The following is a 24,833-nucleotide window of genomic DNA, read 5'->3' on the forward strand; positions in this document are numbered from 1 at the left end:
CCTCGATGGGGGAGGGTTGGGGTGGGGGTGACGCGGCGGTCGATCCCGACCGCGGCGCTCAATTCTGAAACGCTTTCACCCCCATCCCTGCCCTTCCCCCATCAAAGGGGGAAGGAAAGAACAAGGGCCGCGAAGGTCTTAAGCCAGCTCGAACGGCTCGAGGCCCGCCAAGCGCATGGCCTTGGGGCGCTCGGGGATCTGGCGGGGCTTCACGCCGCGCACCTCGTCGGCCACGTGGCGGATGTGGTCCGGCGTGGTGCCGCAGCAGCCGCCCAGGATGTTGACCAGGCCGTCCTTGGCCCATTCGTGCAGGGCGTGACCGGTCTGGTGCGGCTCCTCGTCGTACTGGCCCATGGCGTTGGGTAGGCCGGCGTTGGGATAGGCCGCGACCAGGGTGTCGGCGATGCGGGCCATCTCGGCGATGTGCGGGCGCATCAAATCAGCGCCCAGGGCGCAGTTGAAGCCCACCGCGAACGGCTTGGCGTGCTTGATCGAGTTCCAGAACGCCTCGGCCGTCTGGCCCGACAGGGTGCGGCCCGAGCGGTCGGTGATGGTGCCGCTGATCCAGATCGGTAGCTCCTCATGGCCCTCGTCGCGCAGGTCGAGGATGGCCTTGATGGCGGCCTTGCAGTTCAGGGTGTCGGTGATCGTCTCGATCAGGAAGAGGTCGACGCCGCCCTTGTAGAGCGCGTCCACCTGCTGGCGGTACGCCGCATAGACCTGGTCGAAGGTCACCTTGCGCGCGCCGGGATCGTTCACGTCCGACGACATCGACAGCATGACGTTCAGCGGCCCGATCGAGCCGGCGATGAACTTCGGGCTGGCCGGGTTTTCGGCGTTCCAACGGTCGGCCACCTTGCGGCCAATGCTGGCGCCTTCGAAATTGATGTCCCAGACGTCCTGCTCGCCCAGGTGATAGTCGGCCTGGGCGATGGTGGTGCCCGAGAAGGTGTTGGTCTCGGAGATGTCGGCGCCGGCGCCGAAATAGGCGTCGTGAAGTTCCGCCACGAGATCCGGCCGGGTCAGGCACAGGATGTCGTTGTTACCCTTCATCTGGCCGTTGTAGTCGGCGAAGCGATCGGCGCGATAGTCGGCCTCGGTCAGCCCCTTCTTCTGGAACATCACGCCCCACGAGCCGTCCAGGATCAGGATCTTCCGCTTGGCGGCGGCCTTGAGGGCGGCCACGCGGCCAGCTCTCGTGGATATGTCGCGGATGGAGAGGTCGGTCATCGCTTGGCTCCGGAAGCGGCCGCCTGCTGGCGCGCGAGTTCTTGATTGAAGGCGGCCTCGGAGTCGGCGACGTAGCGGGTGAGCTCGGTCGGGTCGACGAAGGCGTTGGGGTCGCCACGCAGCAGCTTCTGGCGCTTGGCCAGCAAGTCGCCCTGCTCCTCGTGGGCCGGCAGCATGACGTCGGTCGGAATGGCGCGCAGCTTGGCGAAGCTCTCGCGATAGTCGGCCACGATCGCCCGGTGGGTCTTGTTGCCGACTAGCACATTGTCGGCCACGGACAGCGAACACGGGAAGGTCACGGTCAGCGGTCGCCCCTTCTCGACCACCGCCGTGGTCCAGCTGGTGCAGCCGATCGTGTGGCCTGGCGTCAGGTGAGCAACCAGCGCCGTCTCGCCCAGCTTCAGCTTCTGTCCGTCGCCGAAGGCCTTGTCGACCTTCGCCGCCGGCATCGGCGTGGGGCCGTTCGCGTTGTCGCCGATGTGATGACCCTGCTCGATCGCCGGCGCGTCGCCGCGCGAAATCCACAGCTTGGCGCCCGTGTCGGCCTTCAACTGAGCTAGGCCGCCAGCGTGGTCGTAGTGGGCGTGGGTATTGATCAGGATCTTCACGTCGGCCAGCTGAAAGCCCAGCGAGGCGATGTTTTGCTCGATCTGCTTGCCGACCTCGGCGTTCGGTCCACCGTCCAGCAGGACGTGCCCCGCCGACGAAGTGATCAGCCAGGACGAGATACCCTCGGTCCCCACGTAGTAGATGTTGCCGACCACGCGATAGGGCCGGATCGGCTTACTCCAGTTGGCGGGCATGTCGGCGTGAGCCGCCGGCGCCGCGACGGCGACCAGAGCGAAGGCCAGGGCGATCAGGGCGCGTTTCATGCGGCGACCTCCGCCGGGGCCGGCGCGGTCTCGCGAACCCCCAGCACGCGGCAAATCGCATAGACCAGATCGGCCCGATTCAGGGTGTAGAAGTGGAAGTCCTCGAAACCCTGTTCCTGCAGCTTGGCGCACATCTCGGCGGCGACCGAGCAGGCGATCAGGCGTCGGGTTTCGGCGTCGTGCTCCAGACCATCGAACAGGTTGCCCAGCCACGACGGGATCGCCGCGCCGCAGGCGGCGGCCATCTTCTTCAGGCCCGCGAAATTGGTCACCGGCATCATCCCCGGCACGATCGGGATGGTGATCCCGGCGGCGCGGACCTTGTCGACGTAACGCAGGAAGGCGTCCAGATCGAAGAAGAACTGGCTGATGCCCAGCGTCGCTCCAGCGTCGACCTTCTGCTTCAGGACGTCGATATCGTGCTCAAGCGACGGGCTTTCCGGGTGCTTCTCGGGATAGACGCCGACCAGCACCTCGAACGGCGCGATGCCGCGCACGGCCTTGGTCAGCTCGGTGGCGTTGGCATAGCCGTCGGCGCGCGGGACATAGACGCCGCCGATGCCACCCTCGCCCGGAGGCGGGTCGCCGCGCAGCGAGACGATGTGGCGCACGCCCGTCTCCCAGTACTCGCGGATCACCTCGTCGACTTCCTCGCGGCTGGCGCCGACGCAGGTCAGGTGAGCGGCGGGCTTGAGATTGGTCTCATCCAGGATGCGCTTGACCGTGCGGTGCGTGCGCTCGCGCGTCGAGCCGCCGGCGCCATAGGTCACCGAGACGAAGGCCGGGTCCAGCGGCGCCAGGCGGGTGATCGCCTGCCACAGGCTCTCTTCCATCGCCGGGGTCTTGGGCGGGAAGAACTCGAACGAGACGCGCGGACGATAGGTGCGCTCGCCGGCGCGGGCGACGGGACCGATCACGCGGCGGGTGGGTGGAAGGGTCATGCGGCGTTCCTTTCAACCACGGCGGCGACGGGTCGGCGGGCTGTCCAGATCTTGACGGTCAGCCCCTCGTCGGTGGCCGGCGGCAGGGCGATATTGCTTTCCAGTTGCAGGCCCGCGGCCTGCAGCCAGGTGACGATCTCGACATCGTCGAAGCCCAGGCGGCGATGCTGGTGCACCTCGCGTAGGAACTCATGATCGTGCGGGGCGAAGTCGGCGATCAGCAACAGACCGCCGGGCGTGACCAGCCGCGCGGCCTCGGCCACGGCGTTGGCGGGGTCGGTCAGGTAGTGCAGGACCTGGTGGACGGTGACCAGATCGGCGCAGCCGCCCGGCAGGCCGGTGCGGAAAATGTCGCCGTGACGCAGCTCGCAGCTGGCCAGGCCCGCCTTGGTCACCTCGTCGCGGGCGATGTTCAGCATCTGCTGCGACAGATCCAGGCCCAGGGCGTTGCTGACGCGCTTGCCCAGCAGGGTCAGCATGCGGCCGGCGCCGGCGCCCAGGTCGACCATCTCGTCGAACGGCCCTTCCCCCGCGGCGCGCAGGATCGCCGCCTCGACCTCGGCCTCGTCGACATAGAGCGAGCGGATCTCGTTCCAGCGCGCGGCGTTGCGCGCGAAATAGGCCTGCGCGTCGGTCGAGCGCTCGGCGCGCACGGCCGACAGCTTGTCGGCGTCCAGCCGCACGATCGGATCGGTGTCGTCGATCAGGTCCAGCGCCTGCTCCACGAGAAAGCGGCCCGGCGACTTGGCCGCCAGACGGTAGAACACCCAGGCCCCATCCGGAAAGCGCTCGACCAGGCCGGCCTCGGCCAGCAGCTTCAGGTGGCGCGAAACGCGCGGCTGGCTTTGATCGAGGATTCGGCACAGCTCAAGCACCGACAGCTCTTCGGCAGCCAGCAGCGCCAGCAGGCGCAGCCGCGTCGACTCGCCAGCGGCGCGCAGCACTTCGACAACCTGTTCGGCGCTGAGCTTCATGAGGACATAAAGATATCTTTATGTCCGATTTGGCAAGCTTATTTTATGCCTCTGGATCGCCCTTCGGCGGCTCCCAGAGCTCGATTTTAACCCCGGCCGGGTCGATCAGCCAGGCGAAACGTCCCATGCCGTCCTCGTCCTGGCGGCCCGTCGGCTCGACGCCCTCGGCGGCGGCCTTGGCCAACACGCCATCGATATCATCGACCACGAAATTGATCATGAACGGCGCGTTCGATGGCGCGAAATACTGGGTGTCAGCCCCGAACAGCGCCCAGTTGGTCGTCGCGGCGCGCGGCGACTTGAATACCGCCCCGCCCCAGGAATGGATCTCGAAGCCAAGCACCCGCCCGTACCACTCACGAGCGGCCTGCGGATCCTCGGCCTTGTAGAACACCCCGCCCAGACCCAGCACCTTGGCCATCGTTCAACTCCCCATCGCTTCGGCCCAATCCTCGGACCACCTTAGCAGAGGCCACAGCGCCGTGATCAAGTCCGCTCCACGCGCGCTCAGCCGATAGCCACCGTCGGCCACCACGATGTCGGCGGCGCGCAGCTCGGCCAAGCGCGTGTTCAGCGTTCCCGGCGGCAGTTCGGCCGCCGCTTGCAGGGCGCGGAAGGTCAGGACGCGCCCCTCGCGCAGCTCCCAGACGATCCGCAACGCCCCGCGCCGGCCCAGCAGATCCAGCGCCGCCATGATCGGCTTGCCGCTATCCGAGCCGCGGACGGCGCGCCCGGGAAGGGGCGCTTCATTTTTTGTAGCGTTGTCGGAATTTTCCATGTTACAAATTTTGTAGCATAGAGGAGCTCCCCATGTCGCCGAGGATCGAACCCGCAGAGGCGCCCTACCCGGCCGGCATCGCGCGCACGCTGGAGCAGCTGAGGACGCCCGGCGACCAGCCGCTGTCGCTATTTCGCACCCTGGCCCGCGACGAGCGCCTGTTCTTTCGTTTCACCGGCGGCGGCCTCCTGGATCCTGGCCACCTGACGCTTCGCGAGCGCGAGATCGTCATCCACCGCGTCTGCGCCCTGAACGGCGCGGCCTATGAGTGGGGCGTCCATGCGGCGATCTTCGCGGGAGCGGCCGGTCTCGACACCAAGCAACTGGCCGCCACCATCGCCCCGGGAGTCGCCGCCTGCTGGGGACCGCGCGAGGCGCTACTGATCGGCTTCTGCGACGCGGTCAACGCCGTCGCCGACATCGACGACGCCCTGTGGACGCGGCTAACCGAAGCCTTCTCGGAAGAGGCCCGGATCGAGCTGATCATGCTGGCGGGCTTCTACCGGACGGTCAGTCTGCTGGTGAACGGTCTGCGGCTGGAGCCCGAACCCTTCGCCGCGCCGTTCCCCCCTTAAGCCGCGACCGGCGTGGCCAGCGGCTCACCGTGAAAATAGCGACGCAGATTTTCAAGCGTCAGACTGACCATGGCCGGGATGCTGTCCAGGGTCGCGCCGGCCGAGTGCGGGGTCAGCACGGTATGCGGCACGCCCGCCCAGCGGGCGGCCGGGGTCGGCTCCTGCGCGTAGACGTCGAGGGCGGCCATGCCCAGCGCCCCGCTCTTCAACGCCTCGATCAGAGCGTCCTCGTCGATGAGGGCGCCGCGCGCGACATTGACGATCAAGCCCTGCGGCCCGACCGCCTCGATGACCGCCCTGTTGATCAGGTGATGATTGGAGGCGTCCGAGCGCGAGCAGACCACCAGGATGTCGCTGTCCCGGGCCAGGGCTAGCAGGCTGTCGGCGCGAGGATAGTCTGTCTCATTGGGACGCGGGCCCCACCAGGCGACCTTAAGCTCGAAGGCTTGCAGGCGGCGGGCCACGGCCTCGCCGATATGGCCCAGGCCGACGATACCGACCTTGCGGCCGCGCAGCCCGTGGCGCGGAGCCATGCGTTCGGCATGTGTCCAATGGCCCGAGCGCAGGCGTTGATCACCCTCGACGATGCCCCGCCAGGCCGCCAGCACGAGACCCACCGCATGATCCGCGACGTCGGCGGCGTTCAGTCCGGTGGAATGGGTGACGGCGATGCCGTGGGCCTTGCACCAGGGTACGTCGACGCCGTCATAACCGACGCTCACGCAGGCAATCAGACCAAGTTGCGGCATCTCCGAGAGCATGTCGCGGCTGAGCGCGAACTCACCCGCGTGGACGATGGCTCTAATCCGGCGCCCCGGCCCGTCGAAGAACACCATCCTGTCGGGATAGTCCCACAACCGATGCACCTCGTAGGCGCTCTCGAGCAACGGCTGCAAGGGCAGCAGCATCTCGTGCGAGAGCAGGATGTGGGGCTTGTCGACAGGCGGCTTCGCGAGGGTGGAATCCGGCATTCATGTCCTCCATCCGCGCGGGTCGTTGGCCCCGCGGCGGATCTTTGTCTCGCCCCCGGCGCTTCGGTCGAAACGCCTCTCCGAAGCTAAGCAGAGCCCCGCGAGGACGCCAGTGTCGGGAACATCACGCTCTGGTGACGAGCTTCCCCAACGCTCGGCGCCCGCGGGACGAGCCCGGCAAAAACCCAGCCTGGACGCGACGGTTCCGCCCAGCGCCGCGTTTGTACGGCGTAGCTGTGAACAACCGGCGTTCCAGCGGGTTTTGCTAGCGGCGCCACATGGCGCTTCAGGTCAGGAGACTTTCCAATGTTGACCAAGATGCTCGCCGCGTCCGCGGCCTTGTCGATGCTGGCGTTCGGCGGCTCGGCGCTGGCCCAGGCCAGGGCGTCGGCCCAGAGCGGCCCAGAGCAGCCGATCCCCTACGCGCAGCTCAAGGCCTATTCAAAGGCCTCGCCCAAGACCCAAGCCAGCAAGGACTGGTCGGCCGGCGCCTCCACGGGCATGGCGACCGACACCTCGGCCACCGCCCCAGCCACGTCCGCGGCCGGCGCCGACACCAACGCCACCCTGCCGCCAGCCACGTCGAGCGCGCCCGATACCGCCGTGAACCCGGCGCCGTCCGCCGCGCCTCCCAGCTTGCCCATGACCCCGCCGACCAACGCGCCGATGACCGAGGACAAGATGACCCAGCCCGGCGTCGCGGCCGCGCCGCCGATGACCCCGCCGACCGATCCGAAGTAAGCGCCGCGCCGAGATCGCCGGACGCCATCCCACAGGCGCGATCGCCGAGAATGGCGTCGACCTAGCCGTCGCCCACGAGAAAGGGCGGCGGGATCCCTCCCGCCGCCCTCCATTTTCCGTCGTCGATCCGCCAGTTACCGCGCGAACTTCTGGAACTTGATGCGCTTCGGAATGAGGCTGTCGGCGCCGAGGCGGCGCTTCTTGTCTTCCTCGTACATCTCGAAGTTGCCCTCGAACCATTCGACGTGGCTGTCGCCTTCGAAGGCCAGGATGTGGGTCGCGAGGCGGTCCAGGAACCAGCGATCGTGGCTGATGACCACTGCGCAGCCGGCGAACTCTTCGAGCGCCTCTTCCAGGGCCTGCAGGGTTTCGATGTCCAGGTCGTTGGTCGGTTCGTCGAGCAGCAGCAGGTTGCCGCCGGTGGCCAGGGTCTTGGCCAGGTGGACGCGATTTCGCTCACCGCCCGACAGCAGGCCGACCTTCTTCTGCTGATCGCCGCCCTTGAAGTTGAACGAGCCGACATAGGCGCGGCTGTTGATCTCGCGCTTGCCGACGATCATCACGTCGGTGCCGCCGCTGATCTCCTGCCAGATGGTCTTGTTCGGGTCGAGCGCATCGCGCGACTGGTCGACGTACGACAGCTTCACCGTCTCACCGACCTTGACCGTACCGCCGTCGGGCTGCTCGCGGCCGGTGATCAGCTTGAACAGGGTAGACTTGCCGGCGCCGTTCGGGCCGATGACGCCGACGATGCCGTTCGGCGGCAGGCGGAACGACAGGTCCTTGAACAGCACCTTGTCGCCGTATTCCTTTTCCAGACCCTCGACTTCCAGCACCAGGTTGCCCAGGCGCGGGCCGGGCGGGATCTGGATGTGGGCGTGGGTCTGGGCGGCGCGAGCGTTCTCTTGCGCGGCGACCATTTCCTCGTAGCTCGCCAGACGGGCCTTCGACTTGGACTGACGGGCCTTGGGCGAGCTGCGGACCCATTCCAGTTCGCGGGTCAGGGCGCGCTGGCGGGATTCGGATTCCGACTGTTCCTGGACGACCCGCTTCTGCTTCTGCTCCAGCCAGCCGGAGTAGTTGCCCTCGTAGGGGATGCCCTTGCCGCGATCGAGTTCCAGGGTCCACTTGGTGACCTGATCCAGGAAGTAGCGATCGTGGGTCACCAGGATGACGCAGCCCGGGAAGTTTTCCAGGTGGTGCTGCAGCCAGGCCACCGACTCGGCGTCCAGGTGGTTCGTCGGTTCGTCGAGCAGCATGATGTCGGGCTTGCTGAGCAGCAGGCGCGCCAGCGCGATGCGGCGCTTTTCACCGCCCGACAGGCTCTCGATGTTGGCGTCGTTCGGCGGGCAGCGCAGGGCGTCGATGGCCATCTCGACCTTGGAGTCGATGTCCCACAGGTCGCGGGCGTCGATGATCTCCTGGAGCTTGGTCATCTCCTCCATCAGCTCGTCGGTGTATTCCTCACCAAGCTGAGCCGCGAGGGCGTTGTACTTGTCGAAGATCTGCTTGTCTTCGCAGTCGGCGATGACGTTGCCCCAGACGTCCAGCGTCGGGTCGAGCACTGGCTCCTGCGGAAGGTAGCCACGGCGGATGCCTTCAGCGGCCTTGGCCTCGCCCGAGAACTCCTGGTCCAGGCCGGCCATCACCTTCAGCAGGGTCGACTTACCCGAGCCGTTGACGCCGACCACGCCGATCTTGGCGTCGGAATAGAACGACAGCCAGATGTTCTCGAAGACCTTCTTGCCGCCGGGATAGGCCTTGGTCAGGCCCTGCATCTGGAAAATATATTGCTGCGCCATGAGGCTCGCGTTCTCGCTGGACGAGGGTTTCGGGGATTGGGCGCTGAAATAGCGGTCCGGAGCGCTTCGCGCAATCGCGGCGGGTCGCGGACGGCCGGATCGCGAGCGCGCACCCGTCATCGTTCGGTCTTCAGACTGTCGAACAGTCGACACAGCCCCGTCGCCTCGCCGTCGTCGACCGCTGTTACCGCAAGCTCCCAACCGGCCCCTCCCCTTCTGTTTCGGGCCGGATTGGGGACAGTCATGAAAAAGCACGCCTTGTTGCTGAGCGCCGCCGCCTGCGCGCTCGGCCTGTTCGCGAACCCGGCCTTCGCCGCCGACGCCGTGAAGCCCGCCGCCGACGCCGCCCCCGCTCCGGCCGTCGCGCCCGAAAACGCCGAAGTCGACGCGATCATCGTCCTGGGCCGTGGCGAGAGCCGCCAGGTCCAGACCGTCAACGAGCAGCAGGTCGCCCTGCAGGCCGCTGGCTCCAGCCCGCTGAAGGCCATCGAGAAGCTTCCCGGCGTGTCGTTCCAGTCGGCCGACGCCTTCGGCGCGTACGAGTGGTCGACCCGCATCTCGATCCGCGGCTTCGACCAGAGCCGCCTGGGCTTCACCCTGGACGGCGTGCCGCTGGGCGACATGAGCTACGGCAACTACAACGGCCTGCACATCAGCCGCGCCATCGCCAGCGAGGACATTGGCAAGATCGAGCTGGCCCAGGGCGCCGGCGCCCTGTCGACCGCCTCGACCTCGAACCTGGGCGGCACGCTGCAGTTCTTCTCGCGTAGCCCGACCGATGACTTCGGCCTGCAGGCCAACGCCACGGTCGGCTCGGACAACATGCACCGCGTGTTCGGTCGCCTGGACACCGGCGCAATCGAAGGCCTGAACGGTCTGAAGGGCTATTTGTCCGTCGCCGAACAGCAGGCCGATAAGTGGAAGGGCGGCTCCAAGCAGAAGCAGTTGCAGATCGATGGCAAGGTCGAGCTGCCGCTGGGCGAAACCGGCTCGCTGACCGCTTGGTGGGATCACTCGGAACGCCGCGAGCAGGACTACCAGGACATGTCGTTCGACATGATCAAGCGCCTGGGCCGCGACTTCGACAACTTCCAGCCCGACTGGGCCAAGGCCGTCGGCGTCGCCGCCGTGCTGAACAACCCGGCCAACTACGCCGGCGCAACGCCGCTGCTGAACGGCGGCTACTGGACCGGCGCGGGCGTGAACCCCTACCGCGCCTACGGCGTCGACACGCCGGACGACGCCTACTACGCCGGCGCCGGCATCCGTGACGACGACCTGTTCGCCGCCACCTTGAAGCAGAAGATCGGCGACAACGTCCGCGTCGATCTGACCGGCTACGGCCACAAGAACAAGGGCCAGGGCCTGTGGTACACGCCCTACACCGTCAGCCCCGGCTACGGCACGGCGGGCTCGACGGCCGCCCCGCTGTCGATCCGCACCACCGAGTACGACATCAACCGCAAGGGCCTGATCGGCAACCTGGTCGTCGACCTGTCCAGCCACCAGATCAGCGCCGGCTTCTGGCACGAGGATAACGACTTCGCCCAGGCGCGTCGCTTCTACGCCGAGACTCTGGCGGCCCCGTCGCGTGACCCGCTGGACTTCCAGTCCAACCCGTTCACGACCTCGTGGGAATACAAGTTCAACACCAAGACCACGACCGGCTACCTGCAGGACGTCTGGTCGATGACCGACGCGTTCAAGGTCAACTTCGGCTTCAAGGCCATGAAGGTCGAGAACGAGGTCAAGTCGATCGTCGGCAAGATGAACGGCAAGATCGAGAGCAAGGACAGCTTCCTGCCCCAGGTCGGCGCCGTCTACAGCCTGGACAACGGCGTCGAAGTGTTCGGCGGCTATACCGAGAACATGGCCGCCTTCGTCTCGGCCGCGACCTCGGGTCCCTTCGCCTCGCAGAACCAGACGGTCGTCGACTACGTCGCCAAGAACCTGAAGCCGGAAACCTCGAAGACCTTCGAGGGCGGCCTGCGCCTCAAGACCAGCCGCTTCCAGGGCGTGGCGGCTCTCTACCACGTCAAGTTCGATAACCGCCTGGACAGCGCCTCGACGGCTCCGCCGATCCTGGGCCTGCCGGCCGTGCTGTCGAACGTCGGCTCGGTCACGACCAAGGGTGTCGAAGTCGCCGGCGAATTCCGCATGACGGACGAGTGGTCGCTGTACGGCTCGTACAGCTATAACGACTCCAAGTACGACGACGACGTCCCGGGCGCCGGCGGCCTGGTGGCCATGAAGACCAAGGGCAAGGACGTGATCTACACGCCCAAGAACCTGCTGAAGGCCGAACTGAAGTACGACAACGGCGGACTCTATGCCCGCGCCGGTCTCTCGTATGTCGGCTCGCGCTGGTACACGTTCGAGAACGACGGCGGCAAGGTCGACGGCTATACGGTCGCGGACCTGACGGTTGGCTATCGCTTCAGCGACAGCGCCGCCCCGATGCTGCGCGGCCTGGAGATCCAGGGCAACGTCACCAACCTGAACGACGAGGACTACATCTCGACGGTCGGTTCCGGCGGGGCCTCCAAGGCCGACCGCGCCGGCACGGCCATGACCCTGCTGCCGGGCGCCCCGCGTCAGGCCTACCTGACGATCAAGAAGCGCTTCTAGGCCCTTCGATCGGTTTGAAGGCGCGAGGGCCGGGAGCCTGTCTCCCGGCCCTTTCTTCATGTCCGGACACGAATTCCCGGACGTCCGGACAGGCCTTCGCTGGCGCTGGCGGCTGACGCGAGGCCTGGTCGAGACATGACCGACAACCCCTCCCCCGACACCGCCCCGACCTCGGCCAGCGCCTGGCGCGAGTTCGTCGAAATCCTCCGCACCGTGGGCTTCGCTCTGGCCATCGCGCTGACCTTGCGGGTCGTGATCTTCCAGCCCTTCACCATCCCCTCATCCTCGATGGAGCCGGGACTGGTGACCGGCGACTATATCGTGGTCTCCAAGTCGTCGTATGGTTGGAGCCGGGCCTCGCTCCCGCTCAATCCGCCGCTGTTCAAGGGCCGGTTCCTGGAGCGCATGGCCCAGCGCGGCGACGTGGTGGTGTTCCGCCTGCCGCGCGATCCTTCCCAGACCTGGATCAAGCGCGTGATCGGTCTGCCGGGGGACCGCATCCGTGTGCGAAGCGGACAGGTGTTGGTCAACGGCGTGGCTATTCCCCAGACGCCCATGGGCATGACCCAGGACCACGACGCGCCAGACCGCACCGTCCTGCGAGTGGGCGAGCGGACGCCGAACGGCCGCGCCTATGTCACCTATGACGGCGGCCCCGGCCAGCCGGGCGACGACACCGGCGTGTATCTGGTGCCGGCGGGCCAGTATTTCGTGATGGGCGATAACCGCGACAACTCGCTCGACAGCCGCTTCGCCCCGTCAGACGGCGGGGTCGGCCTGCTGCCGGCGGAGAACCTGGTCGGCCGCGCGAAGTTCGTGCTGGTGTCTTGGCGACAGGGCGCGTCGCTGTTCAAGCCGTGGACGTGGCTGGACCTGCAATGGGACCGGCTGCTGAAGCCGATCCGTTAGCGCCCGCTAAATTCCTCGAAGCTCAGATTGCCGTCGTGGTTGGCGTCCAGCCGCTCGAAGGCCGCGTGCGAGGGCGTGGTCGGACGGGCGAGCGAGGGCGCGGCCACCGCGCCGACGGCCAGGCCCGCGAGCGCGGCCGCCAGAAGACGTCCCAAGGGGGCGCGCCAGACCGGGCTGTGCGTACGCGGCCTGACAGCGCGTCCGTTGAGTTCCTGGTCGATGAAGATTCGCACCACCTCGCTGGCCGTGCGGTCTGTCTCGCGGCAGCGGGCCATGAAGGCGGTCTTGGTCTGGTAGGGCAGACGGACCTCGAGCACTTCGCTCTTCTTGGGCTTGCCAGCGGTCATAGGGGGACACCTCGCGACGTTCGTCCCTGGCTATCATCTTTCGTGACGCGCAAAAAGAAAGCCCGGCCAAACGACCGGGCTTGAAGTCAATAGGGAGGAAACGCCCAGGAAGGGCAGAGGCGCTCGGCGCCTCACGGATCTCTGATAGCGCTAACACTCCGGAGAGCGCAACCCTTTTCCGACAGACGCGACGGCCTGCCGCATCTACGCCTTGCGATCGTTCGGCCACAGCGGCGCTTTACGACGGTGGCGAGAGGTCATACCAATGTTACCGCTACCGACGCAGCAAGTTCGGAGTGGGGAGAAACGTCGATGAAGATGCTCGCGCGGCTGGCCGTGTTCGGGGCCGCACTGGCCCTCGCTTTTCCGGCTCATGCCGAGTCGCCCAAGAGCGCCCGCTGGGTCGGCGCCTGGGCCAGCGCTCAGATGGCCCCGGACGAGAAGAATCGCCTCGCCGCCGAGGACTATCCCGACGCCACCTTGCGTCAGGTCGTGCGCCTGACCCTGGGCGGTGAGACGCTGCGGGTGCGGCTGTCGAACGCCTTCGGGACCCAGCCCCTGACGATCAAGGCGGCCCACGTCGCGGTGTCGGCCGACCTGGCCAGCGCTCGCATAGACCCGGCCACCGACCGCGCCCTCACCTTCTCCGGCCGCGCGGAGGTGACCATTCCCGCCGGCGCCGACTACTGGTCCGATCCGGTGAGCCTGAAGGTCGCGCCGCTGACCTCGCTGGCGATCAGCCTCCACTACGCCGCCGCGCCCAGCGTCCAGACCGGCCATCCGGGTTCGCGAGCGACCTCCTACGTCCTGGCCGGCGACCACGTGGCAGCCGCCGACCTGCCCGGCGCCAAGACCGCCGACCGCTGGCTGCAGATCTCCAGCGTCGACGTGGTCTCGGCCAAGGCTCGCGCGATCGTGGCGCTGGGCGACAGCATCACAGACGGCTACGGCGTCCAGCCCAACACCAACCTGCGCTGGACCGACGCCCTGACCGCGCGGCTCAAGGGCAAGAACATCGGCCTGCTGAACCTCGGCATCGGCGGTAACCGCGTGCTGCTGGACGGCCTGGGTCCCAACGCTCTGGCGCGGTTCGAGCGCGACGTCCTCTCCCAGGCCGGCGTCACCCATGTGGTGCTGCTGGAAGGGGTCAACGACCTGGGAACCCTGACCCGAGAGGCGCCCGCCACGCCCGAAGCGCACAAGGCCCTGGTCGAGCAGGTCATCGCCGGCTACCGCCAGATGATTGACCGCGCCCACGGCCGGGGGATCAAGGTGATCGGCGCGACCATCCTGCCCTATGGCCGCTCGGCCTATTACCACCCCGGCCCCGAGAGCGAGACCGACCGCCAGGCGATCAACGCCTGGATCCGCGCCCCCGGGAACTTCGACGGCGTCATCGACTGGGACAAGGCCCTGCGCGACCCCGCCAACCCGACCCACCTGCTGGCCGCCTACGACAATGACGGACTGCATCCGAACATGGCGGGCTACAAGGCCATGGCGGACGCGGTTCCGCTGAGCCTGTTCGGAAACTGAGCCATGATCGCCGCTAGCCCGCCGCCGGTCATCGCTTTCACCTGGGACGACCTGCCAGCCCACAGCGCCCTGCCGCCCGGCGTCACCCGCGTCCAGATCGCCGCCGACCTGCTGAAGGCCGCCGCCGACGCCAAGGCCCCCGCGTTCGGCTTCATCAACGGCGCCCAAGCCGCGCCGACCGCGAGCGAACCCGACTCGACCCCGGTGCTGAAGATGTGGCGCGCGGCCGGCCAGCCGCTGGGCAACCACACGTGGTCGCATCGCCACATCGCCACCGCCACGGCCGAGCAGTACACGGCCGAGATCGCCCGGAACGAGCCGCTGCTTCGTGACCTGATGGGCCAGGAAGACTGGCGCTGGCTGCGCTATCCCTACCTCGCCGAGGGCGAGACGCTGGAGAAGCGCCTGACCGTCCGCGCCTGGCTGGCCGACAACCACTACAAGATCGCCAGCGTGACGATGAGCTTTGCCGACTATGCCTATAACGAGCCCTACGCCCGGTGCGTGGCCAAGGGCGACCAAGCCGCGATCGCCGAGCTGGAGACGCGCTACCTGGCCGGCGCGGCCGCCGTCGCCGACCGCGCCCGAGCGATGAGCAAGACGCTCTACGGCAAGGACATCCCCTACGTCCTGCTGATGCACGCCGGCGCCTTCGACGCCCGCATGGCCCCGCGCCTCTACAAGCTCTACCAGGATCGAGGCTTCGGCTTCACGACGCTGGCGAAGGCCGAGAAGCACCCGTTCTACCGCACCGACCTCGCCCCCGGCCTGCCGCCCGAGCCGACCACGCTGGAGAACGCCCTGAAGGCCAAAGGCCTGCAGGTCCCGCCAGATCCGGTGGATGTGAAGGCGCTGGGCGAAATATGCCGCTAGGGTTTTAGGCAGCTTTGGGTTCGAGGCAGCACCCGGCGCGCCAGAATCGTCTGCTGGTCCCAGACGTCGATGCTGTCGCCCACCTCGCAGTCGTCACGCGCCGGCTGAGCCAATTGGGCGATCCGCCCGTCGGCTAGACGCACCAATATCCCCCGGCGGCTTCCGGTTTGGCTCTCTCGACCCCAATAGCCTGTCACCACACCAGTCGCCTTCATGGCCGGCGCACGGCCAATTGAAAGCCCGAGGTAGACCGCCGCGAGCATCGCCGACGCGACGCCCAGCAGGATAACGCCGCCGAGAATATCGTTGAACCGCCACCACATCACGGCCCTGTCCCAGATACTCCGCACGGGGCACTCCACAACCGGAAAAGAGGTCCGCAACCTACACCGTGCACGCCAACTTCGATACGCCGGCCCGCGTTTCAACCCCGAAACAACTTCGCTGCTGACAACGGCCACGCTCCCGCATAGCGTCCCGCGCCATGATCAAGCCCTCGCTCACGGCGCTCGCGGCCGTCCTCGCCCTCACCACCCCTGCCATGGCGGAAAAACTCACCCCGCAGCGCGTCTTCGCCGATCCCAGCCTCAGCGGTCCGACGGCCAAGGGCGTGGCGCTATCGCCGGACGGCAAGCGCGTCACCTATCTGAAGGGCAAGGCCGAGGCGGCCAATGTCCAGGATCTATGGGCGGCCGACGTGAAGGGCGGCGAGCCCTATCGCCTGATCGACTCGGCGACCCTGTCATCGGGCGCCAAGGAGCTGTCGGAAGCCGAGAAGGCCCGCCGCGAACGCGCCCGCGTCTCGGCCCGCGGCATCGTCGAATACAGCTGGGACAAGCAGGGCCGCTTCATCCTCGTCCCGCTGGACGGCGACCTCTATCTGGACAGCATCGCCGACGGCAAGGTCACCCGCCTGACCGAAACCCCGGGCGACGAGGTCGACGCCAAGGTCTCGCCCAAGGGCGCGTATGTCAGCTATGTCCGCGACCAGAACCTCTACATCAAGCCGGTTGCCGGCGGGCCGGAGAAGGCCCTGACCACCGAGGGCAAGGACGCCCTGTCGTTCGGCGTCGCCGAGTTCATCGCCCAGGAAGAACTCTCGCGCGCCACTGGCTACTGGTGGAGTCCGGACGAAGCCCACATCGTCTATGCCCGCGTCGACGAGAACGGCGTCGACATCGTGCCGCGCGCCGACATCGGCCCGACCGGCGCCACGGTGGTCAACCAGCGCTATCCGCGCGCCGGCCGCCCCAACGCCGTGGTCGACCTGTTCGTCCGCGACCTGGCTTCGGGCAAGGTGGTCCAGCTGGACCTGGGTACGAACAAGGACATCTATGTCGCCCGCGTCGCCTGGGCCCAGGACGGCAAGACCGTCTACGTCCAGCGCCTGTCGCGCGACCAGAAGACCCTGGACCTGATCGCCTTCGACCCAGCCACGGGGGCCGGCAAGACCATTCTGACCGAGACGGATGCGCGTTTCATCGAGCTGCTCGACAACTTCCGGGCGTTGCAGGACGGGACCTTCCTGTGGGGCTCGGAGCGGGACGGCAACAGCCACCTCTACCGCTACGCCGCCGACGGCAAGCTGATCGCCCAGATCACCAAGGGCGACTGGCCGGTCGACAAGCTGGAAGGCGTCGACGAGGCCCGCGAGGTCGCCATCTTCGGCGCCTCGATGGACAGCCCGCTGGAGCGCCGCATCTATGAGGTCTCCTACGCCAAGCCCGGGCAACCCAAGGCCCTGACCTCGAGCGGCGGCTGGTGGTCGGCCAAGGTCGCCGACGCGGGCGGCGCCTTCGCCGGCGCCTACAGCGATCCCAAGACGCCGCCGCGGACCGCGCTCTATTCGGCCAACGGCAAGCGAGTCCGCTGGATCGAAGAGAACAAGCTGGCCGAGGGTCACGCCTACTGGCCTTACGCCTCGACCTTGCCCGTTCCGGAGTACGGTTCGCTGATGGCCCCCGACGGCGCGGCCTTGTATTACGAGATTCTCAAGCCGATCGGCTTCGATCCGGCCAAGAAGTATCCGGCCATCGTCTCGGTCTATGGCGGCCCGCATGCCCAGAAGGTCACCAGGGCCTGGCACAGCGCTTCAGAGCGGACCTATCTCGAAGCCGGCTATGTCGTCTTCAAGCTGGACAACCGCGGCAGCGGCAACCGCTCGGCGGCCTTCAAGCGCGCCCTGGACCGCAACCTCGGCACGGTGGAGGTCCAGGACCAGCTGCAGGGCGCCAAGTTCCTGCAGAGCCTGCCCTATGTCGATCCCGACAAGCTGGGGGTGATGGGCTGGTCGTACGGCGGCTTCATGACCCTGATGCTGCTGACCGCCGACAACACCCCGTTCAAGGCCGGCGCGGCCGGGGCCCCGCCGACCGAATGGGGGCTCTACGACACGGCCTATACCGAGCGCTACATGGGCACACCCGCCGACAACAAGGCCGGCTACGCCTATTCGGACATCAACACCCGTCTCGACAAGCTGAAGCCCGGCAGCCTGCTGCTGCTGCACGGCATGGCCGACGACAACGTGATCTTCGAGAACAGCACCCGCGTCATCGCGGCTCTGCAGAAGAAGGCCATCCCGTTCGAGATGGCGCTGTACCCCGGCGAGCGTCACAGCGCGCCGGGCAGCAAGACCAAGGGCCTCAGCGTGCTGAACACGCACCTGGAGTTCTTCGACCGCAAGCTGAAGGGCCAGTAGGCTCCAAGCCCCTCGCGCGCCCCCCTCACAAAAGGGTCGCGCGAGGCGCCTGCGACTCAATGCGCCACCCGCATGCCGCTTTGTCGCAGGCCTGAACCGCGAACCACCCTCTACGTTCCGCCACAGTGAACTCCCGAGGAGCGCGTTGTGGCGAAGACGACCGACGAAGCCATCGAGCAGTTGATCGCGACCGTGAAGGAAGCGCTCGAGGACGGCCGCGCCTCGGCCTCGGAACTCGAGGAATGGCTTCTGGCGGCGATCATGCTGGAAGAGATGGGACTGGAAGAACAGCGCGACGAACGGGACAACCGCACGTTCTCCAACTGGATGCTGGCCAGTACGACGCTGCACTAGGCGCTTTCGACATTACACCGAATTCACGCATCGCGGGCTAGGCGCGCTACAAACGTAGCGCTACACATGTAGCGGACACCGGATAGCGGAAGCCGCCATGATCGAATCCCTGCCCCGACGCGAACGCGAGGTCTTCGAGACCCTCTGTCGCCTGGAGACCGGCGCCGTCGCCGACGTACGCGGCGCTCTGTCCGACCCGATCAGCGACTCGGCTATCCGCACCATGCTCTCGCGGCTGGAGGCCAAGGGCCTGGTCGAGCGCGAGGCTAGTCCCGACGGCTTCGTCTACCGCCCCGCCCCTCGCCCCGAGGCCGTCGCGGCCAGCGCGCTGAAGCGCGTCATCGACACCTTCTTCGCCGGCTCGGCCGCCAGCGCCGCCACCGCCCTTCTGGGCCTGGGCCAGCGGCTGACCACCGAGGAAGCCGCCGCCCTGGAGCGGGTCATCGACAAGGCCGTGGAGCGGCCAGCGGAGGATCGCTCGTGACCTGGACGCTTCTCCTTTCGCTGCTGGTCAAGTCCAGCGTCGTCGCCGGCGCGGGCCTGGCCTGCGCCCGCTTCCTGGCCCAGCGCCCCGTCGACCGCGTGGACATCCTGCGCGCCACGGTTGGCCTGCTGCTGGCCATCCCCGTGATCATGAACGTGCTGCCGGCGCTGGACCTGGCCCTGCTGCCGCCGATCGCGCCTTACTTCCCGGTGGAAGGCGCGGCAATGGCCAACGCCGCCGCGCCGCCCCCAGCCGCCCTGTCCTGGCCGCCCTCGGCCAATCTGGTCGGCGGCCTGTGGCTGCTGGGCGTGGCCGCCGTGATCGGCCAACTGCTTCTGGGCCTTCAGACTCTCGACCGCTGGACCCGCCAGGGCCGTCCGGTCGAGCACGAGGCCTGGCTGGAACCGCTGGAAGACCTGTCGCCCGAGGAAGAGCGTCCGCGCCTGATCGCCAGCGAGCGTATCAGCAGTCCGCTGAGCTGGGGCGTCGCGCCCGGCTTCATCGTCGTCGACCCCGCCAGCCTGGACGAGCGGCACGCCGCCCGCGCCATCCTGGCCCACGAACTGGCCCACCTGCGCCGCCAGGACTGGATCTTTCTGGTCCTGTCCCGCCTGGCCTTGGCGGTGTTCTGGTTCAACCCGCTGGTCTGGCGCCTGCACGCCGTGCTGGCCGAACGCTCGGAAGAGACCGCCGACGCCATCGCGCTCGAGACCGTCGACCGCGCCCTCTATGCCCGGACGCTGGTGCGTCTGGCCGCCCATCATCCCGCCCGCCTGGCCGGACCTCAGCCCGCAACCGCGATGGCCGCCAGCGCCCGCACGCTGAAGACAAGGATCGCCCACATCATGACCGACACCGCTTCACGCCGCCGCCCGTTGACGGTCGCCCTCAGCGTCCTCGCCCTGGCCGCCGTCGCCACGCCGCTAGCCGCCCTGGGCCTGACGCATCAGGAATGGGTCGCCCCGCCGCCGCCTCCGGCGCCCCCGGCGCCGCCCGCGCGGATGGCCGCCCCTCCGGCTCCGCCCGCGCCGCCCGCGCCGCCAGCCGAGGTTCCCGCCCCTCCCGCGCCGCCGCCCCCCGCAGCCAAGCATGGCTACGTCTACAGCTATTACCGCGTCGCCACGCCCGCCGAGCAGGCCGCCGCCGACCAGGCGCGCGCCGAGGCCGACCAGGCGCGCCAGGAGGCCGAACAGGCGCGTATCGAAGCCGATATCGAGCGTCGCCGCGGTGACGAAAGCCGTGCCCGCGCCGACGAAGCCCGTCGCCTCTCGGACGTGGCGCGCGCCCAGGCCGACATCGCCCGCCAGGCCGCCGAGGGCGCGCGGATCGGCGCCGAGCAGGCCCGCCTCGCCGGCGAGCAGGCTCGCATCATCGGCGAACGGGCGCGCGAGCAGGCGATGCGCCAGGTCGCCAACGCCCGCATTCACATGTCCAATGGCGCCGTGCAGATGCGGCGCGGCGCCCAGCAGATGCGCGAGGAAGCCGTCCGCCTGCGCGACCCGGCCTATCGCGCCAAGCAGATCGCCGAGAACCGCGAACGTGGCGGCATCGTCACTGACGCTGAACTGCGCGATCTGGCCGACAAACTGCCGGAAAAGGCCGCGGACATGGAGCGCCGCGCCGATGAGCTGGAAGCCCGTTCGCGCAAGCCAAGCTAAACCCGCGATCCGTGGCCAGAACGGCGCTTGACTTCCGTAGCGAAAGAAAACGAACCTCTTTCGCATGACGCTCTACACCGACCTGATCGCCGCCGTCGCCGCCACCGAGTCCGGCTTTTCCGCCTTCGTCACAGATGACTGGAAACAGGGCCGCACCACCTATGGCGGCCTGTCGGCGGCGCTCTGCGTCGAGGCCGCCTTGCGGACCTTTCCGGAGGCGCCGCCCCTGCGCTCGGCCCAGTTCGCCTTCGTCGGCCCGGCCTCCGGAGAGTTGGCGATCAAGGTCAAGCCGCTGCGCCAGGGCAAGTCGACCCTGTTCGTCTCCGTCGACCTGGTCGGTGAGCAGGGCGTGGCCACCCACGGTGTCCTGACCTTCGGCGCGGCGCGAGCCTCGACGCTGTCGTACAGCGAGGTTCCTGCCCCGGACGTCGCCGCGCCCGAGGCCTGCGAATCCTTCTTCCCGGAAAGCCGCCAGGGCGCGCCGCACTTCTCGGCCCAGTTCGAGGTGCGCAAGGCGGGCGGCACGCGGCCGCTGGCCGGCGGAGAGCCCGAATACCTGCTGTGGATCCGTCACCGCGATCCCTCGGCCCGTTCGCTTTCGGCCCTGATCGCCCTGGCCGACATGCCACCGCCCCCAGCCATGGCCCTGTTCACCCAGTTCGGGCCAATCTCGACCATGACCTGGGCCTTGGACGTGGTCGATCTGCCGGGTGAAGACGACGACGGCTGGCGCCTGCTGCGCACCAAGGCCGAGACCATCGGCGAAGGCTACTCCACTCAGGAAATGCACCTCTGGGACAGGACCGGCCGCCCGCTGGTCCTGGCGCGCCAGAACGTGGCGGTCTTCGTCTGAGGGGCCGCCCTCGCCCTTCGACAAGCTCAGGGTGAGAGCTACTTCCGAGCCGCTCGATAGAAACCTCACCCTGAGCTTGTCGAAGGGCGAGGTTTCGGGCCACGGTCGCGGTTCGAATTCGGGGAAACGTCCATGACCAAGTTCGCCTGCCTCCCTTCCGCGTATTTGGCCGGCGCCGCCGCCGTCGCCCTGCTCTCCGGAACCGCGCAAGCCCAGACCGCCGAACAGGCGACCAAGGCCTATCTCGCGGTCATCAACGACAAGAACCCAACCCTGCACGCGGTGATCGCCACCAACCCGGACGCCCTGGCCGACGCCCGTGCCCTGGACGCCGAACGCAAGGCCGGCAAGATCCGATCGAACCTGCACGGCGCGCCGATCCTGCTGAAGGACAATATCGAGAGCGCCGCCCCGCTGCCGACGACCGCCGGCTCCCTAGCGCTGAAGGACAATGTCACCGGCCGTGACGCGCCCATCGCCAAGCGCCTTCGCGACGCCGGCCTGGTCATGCTGGGCAAGGCCAACCTATCGGAATGGGCCAATATCCGCTCGGGCAAGTCGATCAGCGGTTGGAGCGCCGTCGGCGGCACGGTGCGCAATCCCTACGTCCTGGACCGTAGCGCCTGCGGCTCGTCCAGCGGCTCGGGCGCGGCGGTGGCGGCGGGCCTGGCCCCGCTGGCCATCGGCACCGAAACGGACGGCTCGATCACCTGCCCGGCGGCGATCAACGGTCTGGTGGGCCTGAAGCCGACCGTGGGCCTGGTCTCGCGCACCCATATCGTGCCGATCAGCCATAGCCAGGACACCGCCGGCCCGATGACCACAACGGTCGAGGACGCCGCCAAGGTCCTGACCATCATCGCCGGCAGCGACCCCGCCGATCCCGCGACCGAGGAGGCAGACGCCCGCAAGACCGACTATGCGGCTGGCCTGTCCAAGGACGCGCTGAAGGGCGTCAAGCTGGCCGTGGCCCGGTTCTACACCGGCTATTCGGCCAAGACCGACGCGGTCTTCGAGGCAGCGTTGAGGGACCTGCGGGCCCAGGGCGCGATCCTGGTCGATGTGAAGGACTTCGATGAAGGCCCGATCGGCAAGGCCGAGGGCGTGGTGCTCTACACCGAACTGAAGGCCGACATGGCCGCCTACCTGTCCTCGACCGATCCGAAGAAGGTCCCCAGCCGCACCCTGGCCGACCTGATCGCCTTCAACAAGGCGACGCCCAAGGAGTTCGAATGGTTCGGCCAGGAGAGCTTCGAGCGGGCAGAGAAGACCAAGGGCCTCTCCGATCCCGACTACCTGAAGGCCCTGGCGGATTCGAAGCGGTTGGCCGGTCCGGAAGGCATCGACAAGATCCTGAAGGACACCGGCGCGGTGGCGATCATCGCCCCGACCACCGGCCCGGCCTGGACCATCGATCCGCTGAACGGCGACAACTATGGCGGCTCGTCGACCACCCTGCCCGCCGTGGCCGGCTATCCGCACCTGACCGTGCCGATGGGCGCCGTCACCGGCTTGCCTGTCGGCCTGTCCTTCATCGGCCCGGCCTGGAGCGAGAAGCTGCTGCTGAACCTGGGCTACGCCTACGAGCAGGCGACGCATCACCGCAAACCACCGACTTTCTTGAAGACGATCGCGCCGTAACGGATCAACCCCACGGAGAGATTGTCGTCGCCCCGCTTTCGACATATTACGTTTGTAATTGAAGGAAGCATATAAACGGGAGGCGACCATGGCTCATCGCACGCTTCGGTTCACGGGGGTTGGCGCGCTGTCGCTGGCCCTGGTCGGGTCCAGCGCCTCGCCAGGCCTCGCCCTGCCTCGCCCGCCGATCCAGGATGGCGCCGTGACGCCCGAGGCCTGCGCGGCTTTGGGCTTCGCCGCCGCGCCATCGCGCGAGGACGTCCGCATGACGGCCACCCGCAAGGTCGGTATCGCCCGGTCCGGTCAGGCGATGTACGAAACGCGGGCGCAGGTCGCTCCCGCACCCCCGCCCCCGCCTTTGCCGATCCCTCCGGTCCAGCGCTCCACCTCGCCCGCTCTCGCCTATGCCGCCCCCCCGATCATCAGCGCCGTTCCGCCCGTGCCGCGCGGCGTACCGCCCCAGCGGCAGGACACCGAGCGCTATCCTGGCGCGGCGTCCAATCCGGTCAAGCGCGTGGCCGAGGAGCCGGTCTCGACCTTCTCGATCGATGTCGACACGGCAGCCTACGCCAACACCCGCCGCTTCCTGAACGACGGCGGCGCCCCTCCGCGCGACGCCGTCCGGGTCGAGGAGCTGGTGAACTATTTCGACTACGGCTACGCCCGACCGACCAGCGCCCAGATACCGTTCCGCGCCACGGTCGCGGTGACCCCCTCGCCGTGGGCGCAACAACGCCAAATCGTCCATATCGGCCTGCAGGGCTACGCCACCCCGCGCGCCGACGCGCCGCCGCTGAACCTGGTGTTCCTGGTCGACACCTCTGGCTCGATGATGGGCGAGGACCGCCTGCCCCTGGCCCGCAAGGCGCTGAACGTGCTGATCGACCAACTGCGGCCGCAAGACCGCGTGGCCATGGTCGCCTATGCTGGCTCGGCCGGCGCGGTGCTGGCCCCAACCGACGGCCGCTCGAAGCTGAAGATGCGCTGCGCCCTCGGAGCCTTGCAGGCCGGCGGCTCCACGGCGGGCGGCCAGGGCCTGGAGCTGGCCTACGGCCTGGCCAAGCAGAACTTCACCAAGGGCTCGGTCAACCGCGTGATTCTGGTCACCGACGGCGACTTCAATGTCGGCATTTCGGACCCCGCCCGGCTGAAGGACTTTGTCGCCGACCAGCGCAAGAGCGGCGTCTACCTGTCGGTCTATGGCTTCGGCCGGGGCAACTACAACGACACGATGATGCAGGCCCTGGCCCAGAACGGAAATGGCGTGGCGGCCTATGTCGACACCTTGAATGAGGCCCGCAAGCTGCTGCGCGACGACTTCCAGGCCAGCCTCTTCCCCATCGCCGACGACGTGAAGATCCAGGTCGAGTTCAATCCCGCGCGGGTCAGCGAATACCGCCTGATCGGCTACGAGACCCGGCTGCTGAACCGCGAGGACTTCAACAACGACCAGGTTGACGCCGGCGAGGTCGGGGCCGGGGCGTCGGTGACGGCGCTTTACGAGATCACGCCTGCCGGCGCGCGGCCGTCGTCGGATCCGCTGCGCTATGGCGACAAGGCCGCCCCCGTGTCGACGTCGGGCGAACTGGCCTTTCTCAAGGTGCGCTACAAGCCGCCCGGCGGGAAGGATTCGAAGCTGATCGAACGGCCGATCGGGACCGCGGACACCTACGCCACGCTGGCGGCAGCGCCGGAGGCGACCCGCTTCGCGGTGGCGGTCGCGGCCTATGGCCAGAAGCTGCGCGGCGATCCGTGGCTGGACGGAAGCTTCGGCTGGCCGGCCATCACCGCCTTGGCTCAGGGCGCACGGGGCGAGGATCGGGACGGCCTGCGCGCCGAGTTCGTGCAGTTGACCAAGGCGGCCCAGGAGGTGAAGGCGCGCTGAGCGTGGCAGCCGAAAGTGTGAGCGGTTTCGGCGCCCGCCACGCTCTAAATGTTTGAGATAGAGCCTGTTTATCCGTTTCT

Annotated in this window: 22 protein-coding genes and 2 pseudogenes; 14 read left to right on the forward strand and 10 right to left on the reverse strand. The window is 67.9% G+C overall.

The features are described from left to right. Positions 1-138 precede the first annotated feature (138 nt). The 6 genes from ACW175_RS17105 to ACW175_RS17130 are packed head-to-tail and all read right to left on the reverse strand — an operon-like array spanning position 139 to position 4,711. On the reverse strand, positions 139-1,215 hold the full coding sequence (locus tag ACW175_RS17105; RefSeq protein ID WP_492104985.1) for a homocysteine S-methyltransferase family protein: 1,077 nt from the start codon (positions 1,213-1,215) through the stop codon (positions 139-141). An 11-nt stretch (positions 1,216-1,226) separates the two neighbouring features. Next, positions 1,227-2,102 carry a CAU/MBL1b family subclass B3 metallo-beta-lactamase gene (blaCAU, locus tag ACW175_RS17110; RefSeq protein WP_492101209.1) on the reverse strand — a complete coding sequence of 292 codons (876 nt, stop codon included), beginning with the start codon at positions 2,100-2,102 and terminating at the stop codon, positions 1,227-1,229. Then, positions 2,099-3,043, reverse strand: a complete 945-nt coding sequence (metF, locus tag ACW175_RS17115; protein WP_492101210.1) for a methylenetetrahydrofolate reductase [NAD(P)H] — start codon at positions 3,041-3,043, stop codon at positions 2,099-2,101. The genes blaCAU and metF overlap by 4 nt, the downstream gene beginning before the upstream one ends. Further along, a complete protein-coding gene (locus ACW175_RS17120) occupies positions 3,040-4,017 on the reverse strand; it encodes an ArsR/SmtB family transcription factor (protein ID WP_492101211.1) in 978 nt (325 codons plus the stop codon). The genes metF and ACW175_RS17120 overlap by 4 nt, the downstream gene beginning before the upstream one ends. Positions 4,018-4,060: 43 nt before the next feature. Further along, on the reverse strand, positions 4,061-4,438 hold the full coding sequence (locus tag ACW175_RS17125; protein ID WP_492101212.1) for a VOC family protein: 378 nt from the start codon (positions 4,436-4,438) through the stop codon (positions 4,061-4,063). Between the two features lie 3 nt (positions 4,439-4,441). Beyond that, entirely contained in the window at positions 4,442-4,711 is a 270-nt protein-coding gene (locus ACW175_RS17130; protein WP_492101213.1) for a winged helix-turn-helix transcriptional regulator, read from the reverse strand. Positions 4,712-4,827: 116 nt separating this feature from the next. Here ACW175_RS17130 and ACW175_RS17135 point away from each other — a divergent pair. Then, positions 4,828-5,112, forward strand: a pseudogene (locus ACW175_RS17135) (carboxymuconolactone decarboxylase family protein); the annotation flags it as partial. Further along, positions 5,075-5,370 (forward strand): annotated as a pseudogene (locus ACW175_RS17140) (carboxymuconolactone decarboxylase family protein). The pseudogenes ACW175_RS17135 and ACW175_RS17140, both read left to right, overlap by 38 nt. On the opposite strand, the gene ACW175_RS17145 reads toward ACW175_RS17140, so the two are convergent. Further along, the gene (locus ACW175_RS17145) at positions 5,367-6,341 is read right to left on the reverse strand and encodes a 2-hydroxyacid dehydrogenase (RefSeq protein WP_492101214.1); all 975 of its coding nucleotides are present in this window, start codon (positions 6,339-6,341) and stop codon (positions 5,367-5,369) included. The pseudogene ACW175_RS17140 and the gene ACW175_RS17145 overlap by 4 nt on opposite strands. 306 nt (positions 6,342-6,647) lie before the next feature. Here ACW175_RS17145 and ACW175_RS17150 point away from each other — a divergent pair, with 306 nt between their 5' ends. Then, on the forward strand, positions 6,648-7,082 hold the full coding sequence (locus ACW175_RS17150) for a hypothetical protein (protein ID WP_492101215.1): 435 nt from the start codon (positions 6,648-6,650) through the stop codon (positions 7,080-7,082). Positions 7,083-7,216: 134 nt separating this feature from the next. On the opposite strand, the gene ettA is transcribed toward ACW175_RS17150, so the two are convergent. Next, positions 7,217-8,884, reverse strand: coding sequence for an energy-dependent translational throttle protein EttA (gene ettA, locus ACW175_RS17155; RefSeq protein ID WP_492101216.1), 1,668 nt, complete (start codon positions 8,882-8,884; stop codon positions 7,217-7,219). Between the two features lie 243 nt (positions 8,885-9,127). Between ettA and ACW175_RS17160 the strand changes: the two genes are divergently transcribed. Then, positions 9,128-11,512: a TonB-dependent receptor gene (locus ACW175_RS17160; RefSeq protein WP_492101217.1), complete on the forward strand. Its 2,385-nt coding sequence runs from the start codon at positions 9,128-9,130 to the stop codon at positions 11,510-11,512. Positions 11,513-11,647: 135 nt separating this feature from the next. Further along, on the forward strand, positions 11,648-12,421 hold the full coding sequence (lepB, locus tag ACW175_RS17165; protein WP_492101218.1) for a signal peptidase I: 774 nt from the start codon (positions 11,648-11,650) through the stop codon (positions 12,419-12,421). Here the strand turns inward: lepB and ACW175_RS17170 are convergent. Continuing rightward, positions 12,418-12,768: a hypothetical protein gene (locus ACW175_RS17170; RefSeq protein ID WP_492101219.1), complete on the reverse strand. Its 351-nt coding sequence runs from the start codon at positions 12,766-12,768 to the stop codon at positions 12,418-12,420. The two genes, lepB and ACW175_RS17170, sit on opposite strands and share 4 nt — an antisense overlap. A 312-nt stretch (positions 12,769-13,080) precedes the next feature. Between ACW175_RS17170 and ACW175_RS17175 the strand changes: the two genes are divergently transcribed. Together ACW175_RS17175 and ACW175_RS17180 are read left to right on the forward strand one after the other, a co-directional pair. Continuing rightward, positions 13,081-14,304 (forward strand): SGNH/GDSL hydrolase family protein, encoded by a 1,224-nt coding sequence (locus ACW175_RS17175; RefSeq protein ID WP_492101220.1) that lies wholly within the window; start codon positions 13,081-13,083, stop codon positions 14,302-14,304. 3 nt (positions 14,305-14,307) lie between these two features. After that, positions 14,308-15,177, forward strand: coding sequence for a polysaccharide deacetylase family protein (locus ACW175_RS17180; protein WP_492101221.1), 870 nt, complete (start codon positions 14,308-14,310; stop codon positions 15,175-15,177). Here the strand turns inward: ACW175_RS17180 and ACW175_RS17185 are convergent. Beyond that, positions 15,174-15,527 (reverse strand): hypothetical protein, encoded by a 354-nt coding sequence (locus ACW175_RS17185; protein ID WP_492101222.1) that lies wholly within the window; start codon positions 15,525-15,527, stop codon positions 15,174-15,176. The genes ACW175_RS17180 and ACW175_RS17185 overlap by 4 nt on opposite strands. A 134-nt stretch (positions 15,528-15,661) precedes the next feature. On the opposite strand from ACW175_RS17185, the gene ACW175_RS17190 reads away from it, so the two are divergent. From ACW175_RS17190 to ACW175_RS17220, 7 genes are all read left to right on the forward strand, one after another. Then, positions 15,662-17,878 (forward strand): S9 family peptidase, encoded by a 2,217-nt coding sequence (locus tag ACW175_RS17190; protein ID WP_492101223.1) that lies wholly within the window; start codon positions 15,662-15,664, stop codon positions 17,876-17,878. Positions 17,879-18,025: 147 nt separating this feature from the next. Further along, complete coding sequence (locus ACW175_RS17195) at positions 18,026-18,232, forward strand: hypothetical protein (protein WP_492101224.1); 207 nt, start codon at positions 18,026-18,028, stop codon at positions 18,230-18,232. A 97-nt stretch (positions 18,233-18,329) separates the two neighbouring features. Next, positions 18,330-18,716: a BlaI/MecI/CopY family transcriptional regulator gene (locus tag ACW175_RS17200; protein WP_492101225.1), complete on the forward strand. Its 387-nt coding sequence runs from the start codon at positions 18,330-18,332 to the stop codon at positions 18,714-18,716. Then, a complete protein-coding gene (locus ACW175_RS17205; RefSeq protein WP_492101226.1) occupies positions 18,713-20,374 on the forward strand; it encodes a M56 family metallopeptidase in 1,662 nt (553 codons plus the stop codon). Before ACW175_RS17200 ends, ACW175_RS17205 begins: the two co-directional genes overlap by 4 nt. A gap of 64 nt (positions 20,375-20,438) precedes the next feature. Next, positions 20,439-21,227 carry a thioesterase family protein gene (locus ACW175_RS17210; RefSeq protein ID WP_492101227.1) on the forward strand — a complete coding sequence of 263 codons (789 nt, stop codon included), beginning with the start codon at positions 20,439-20,441 and terminating at the stop codon, positions 21,225-21,227. A 132-nt stretch (positions 21,228-21,359) separates the two neighbouring features. Then, positions 21,360-22,868, forward strand: a complete 1,509-nt coding sequence (locus ACW175_RS17215; RefSeq protein WP_492101228.1) for an amidase — start codon at positions 21,360-21,362, stop codon at positions 22,866-22,868. Between the two features lie 88 nt (positions 22,869-22,956). Next, positions 22,957-24,753, forward strand: coding sequence for a vWA domain-containing protein (locus tag ACW175_RS17220; protein ID WP_492101229.1), 1,797 nt, complete (start codon positions 22,957-22,959; stop codon positions 24,751-24,753). Positions 24,754-24,833 lie beyond the last annotated feature (80 nt).

It is taken from the genome of Caulobacter sp. FV1ye6ST (assembly GCF_058681225.1).

Excerpts from the sequence above, each read along its gene's own strand:
- ACW175_RS17170 (WP_492101219.1), bottom strand. The coding sequence starts at position 12,768 with ATGACCGCTGGCAAGCCCAAGAAGAGCGAAGTGCTCGAGGTCCGTCTG.
- ACW175_RS17200 (WP_492101225.1), top strand. The coding sequence starts at position 18,330 with ATGATCGAATCCCTGCCCCGACGCGAACGCGAGGTCTTCGAGACCCTC.
- lepB (WP_492101218.1), top strand. The coding sequence starts at position 11,648 with ATGACCGACAACCCCTCCCCCGACACCGCCCCGACCTCGGCCAGCGCC.
- ACW175_RS17150 (WP_492101215.1), top strand. The coding sequence starts at position 6,648 with ATGTTGACCAAGATGCTCGCCGCGTCCGCGGCCTTGTCGATGCTGGCG.
- ACW175_RS17220 (WP_492101229.1), top strand. The coding sequence starts at position 22,957 with ATGGCTCATCGCACGCTTCGGTTCACGGGGGTTGGCGCGCTGTCGCTG.
- ACW175_RS17215 (WP_492101228.1), top strand. The coding sequence starts at position 21,360 with ATGACCAAGTTCGCCTGCCTCCCTTCCGCGTATTTGGCCGGCGCCGCC.
- ACW175_RS17130 (WP_492101213.1), bottom strand. The coding sequence starts at position 4,711 with ATGGCGGCGCTGGATCTGCTGGGCCGGCGCGGGGCGTTGCGGATCGTC.
- ACW175_RS17210 (WP_492101227.1), top strand. The coding sequence starts at position 20,439 with ATGACGCTCTACACCGACCTGATCGCCGCCGTCGCCGCCACCGAGTCC.
- ACW175_RS17175 (WP_492101220.1), top strand. The coding sequence starts at position 13,081 with ATGAAGATGCTCGCGCGGCTGGCCGTGTTCGGGGCCGCACTGGCCCTC.
- blaCAU (WP_492101209.1), bottom strand. The coding sequence starts at position 2,102 with ATGAAACGCGCCCTGATCGCCCTGGCCTTCGCTCTGGTCGCCGTCGCG.
- ACW175_RS17180 (WP_492101221.1), top strand. The coding sequence starts at position 14,308 with ATGATCGCCGCTAGCCCGCCGCCGGTCATCGCTTTCACCTGGGACGAC.
- ACW175_RS17190 (WP_492101223.1), top strand. The coding sequence starts at position 15,662 with ATGATCAAGCCCTCGCTCACGGCGCTCGCGGCCGTCCTCGCCCTCACC.
- ACW175_RS17125 (WP_492101212.1), bottom strand. The coding sequence starts at position 4,438 with ATGGCCAAGGTGCTGGGTCTGGGCGGGGTGTTCTACAAGGCCGAGGAT.
- ACW175_RS17160 (WP_492101217.1), top strand. The coding sequence starts at position 9,128 with ATGAAAAAGCACGCCTTGTTGCTGAGCGCCGCCGCCTGCGCGCTCGGC.
- ACW175_RS17120 (WP_492101211.1), bottom strand. The coding sequence starts at position 4,017 with ATGAAGCTCAGCGCCGAACAGGTTGTCGAAGTGCTGCGCGCCGCTGGC.
- ACW175_RS17145 (WP_492101214.1), bottom strand. The coding sequence starts at position 6,341 with ATGCCGGATTCCACCCTCGCGAAGCCGCCTGTCGACAAGCCCCACATC.
- ettA (WP_492101216.1), bottom strand. The coding sequence starts at position 8,884 with ATGGCGCAGCAATATATTTTCCAGATGCAGGGCCTGACCAAGGCCTAT.
- metF (WP_492101210.1), bottom strand. The coding sequence starts at position 3,043 with ATGACCCTTCCACCCACCCGCCGCGTGATCGGTCCCGTCGCCCGCGCC.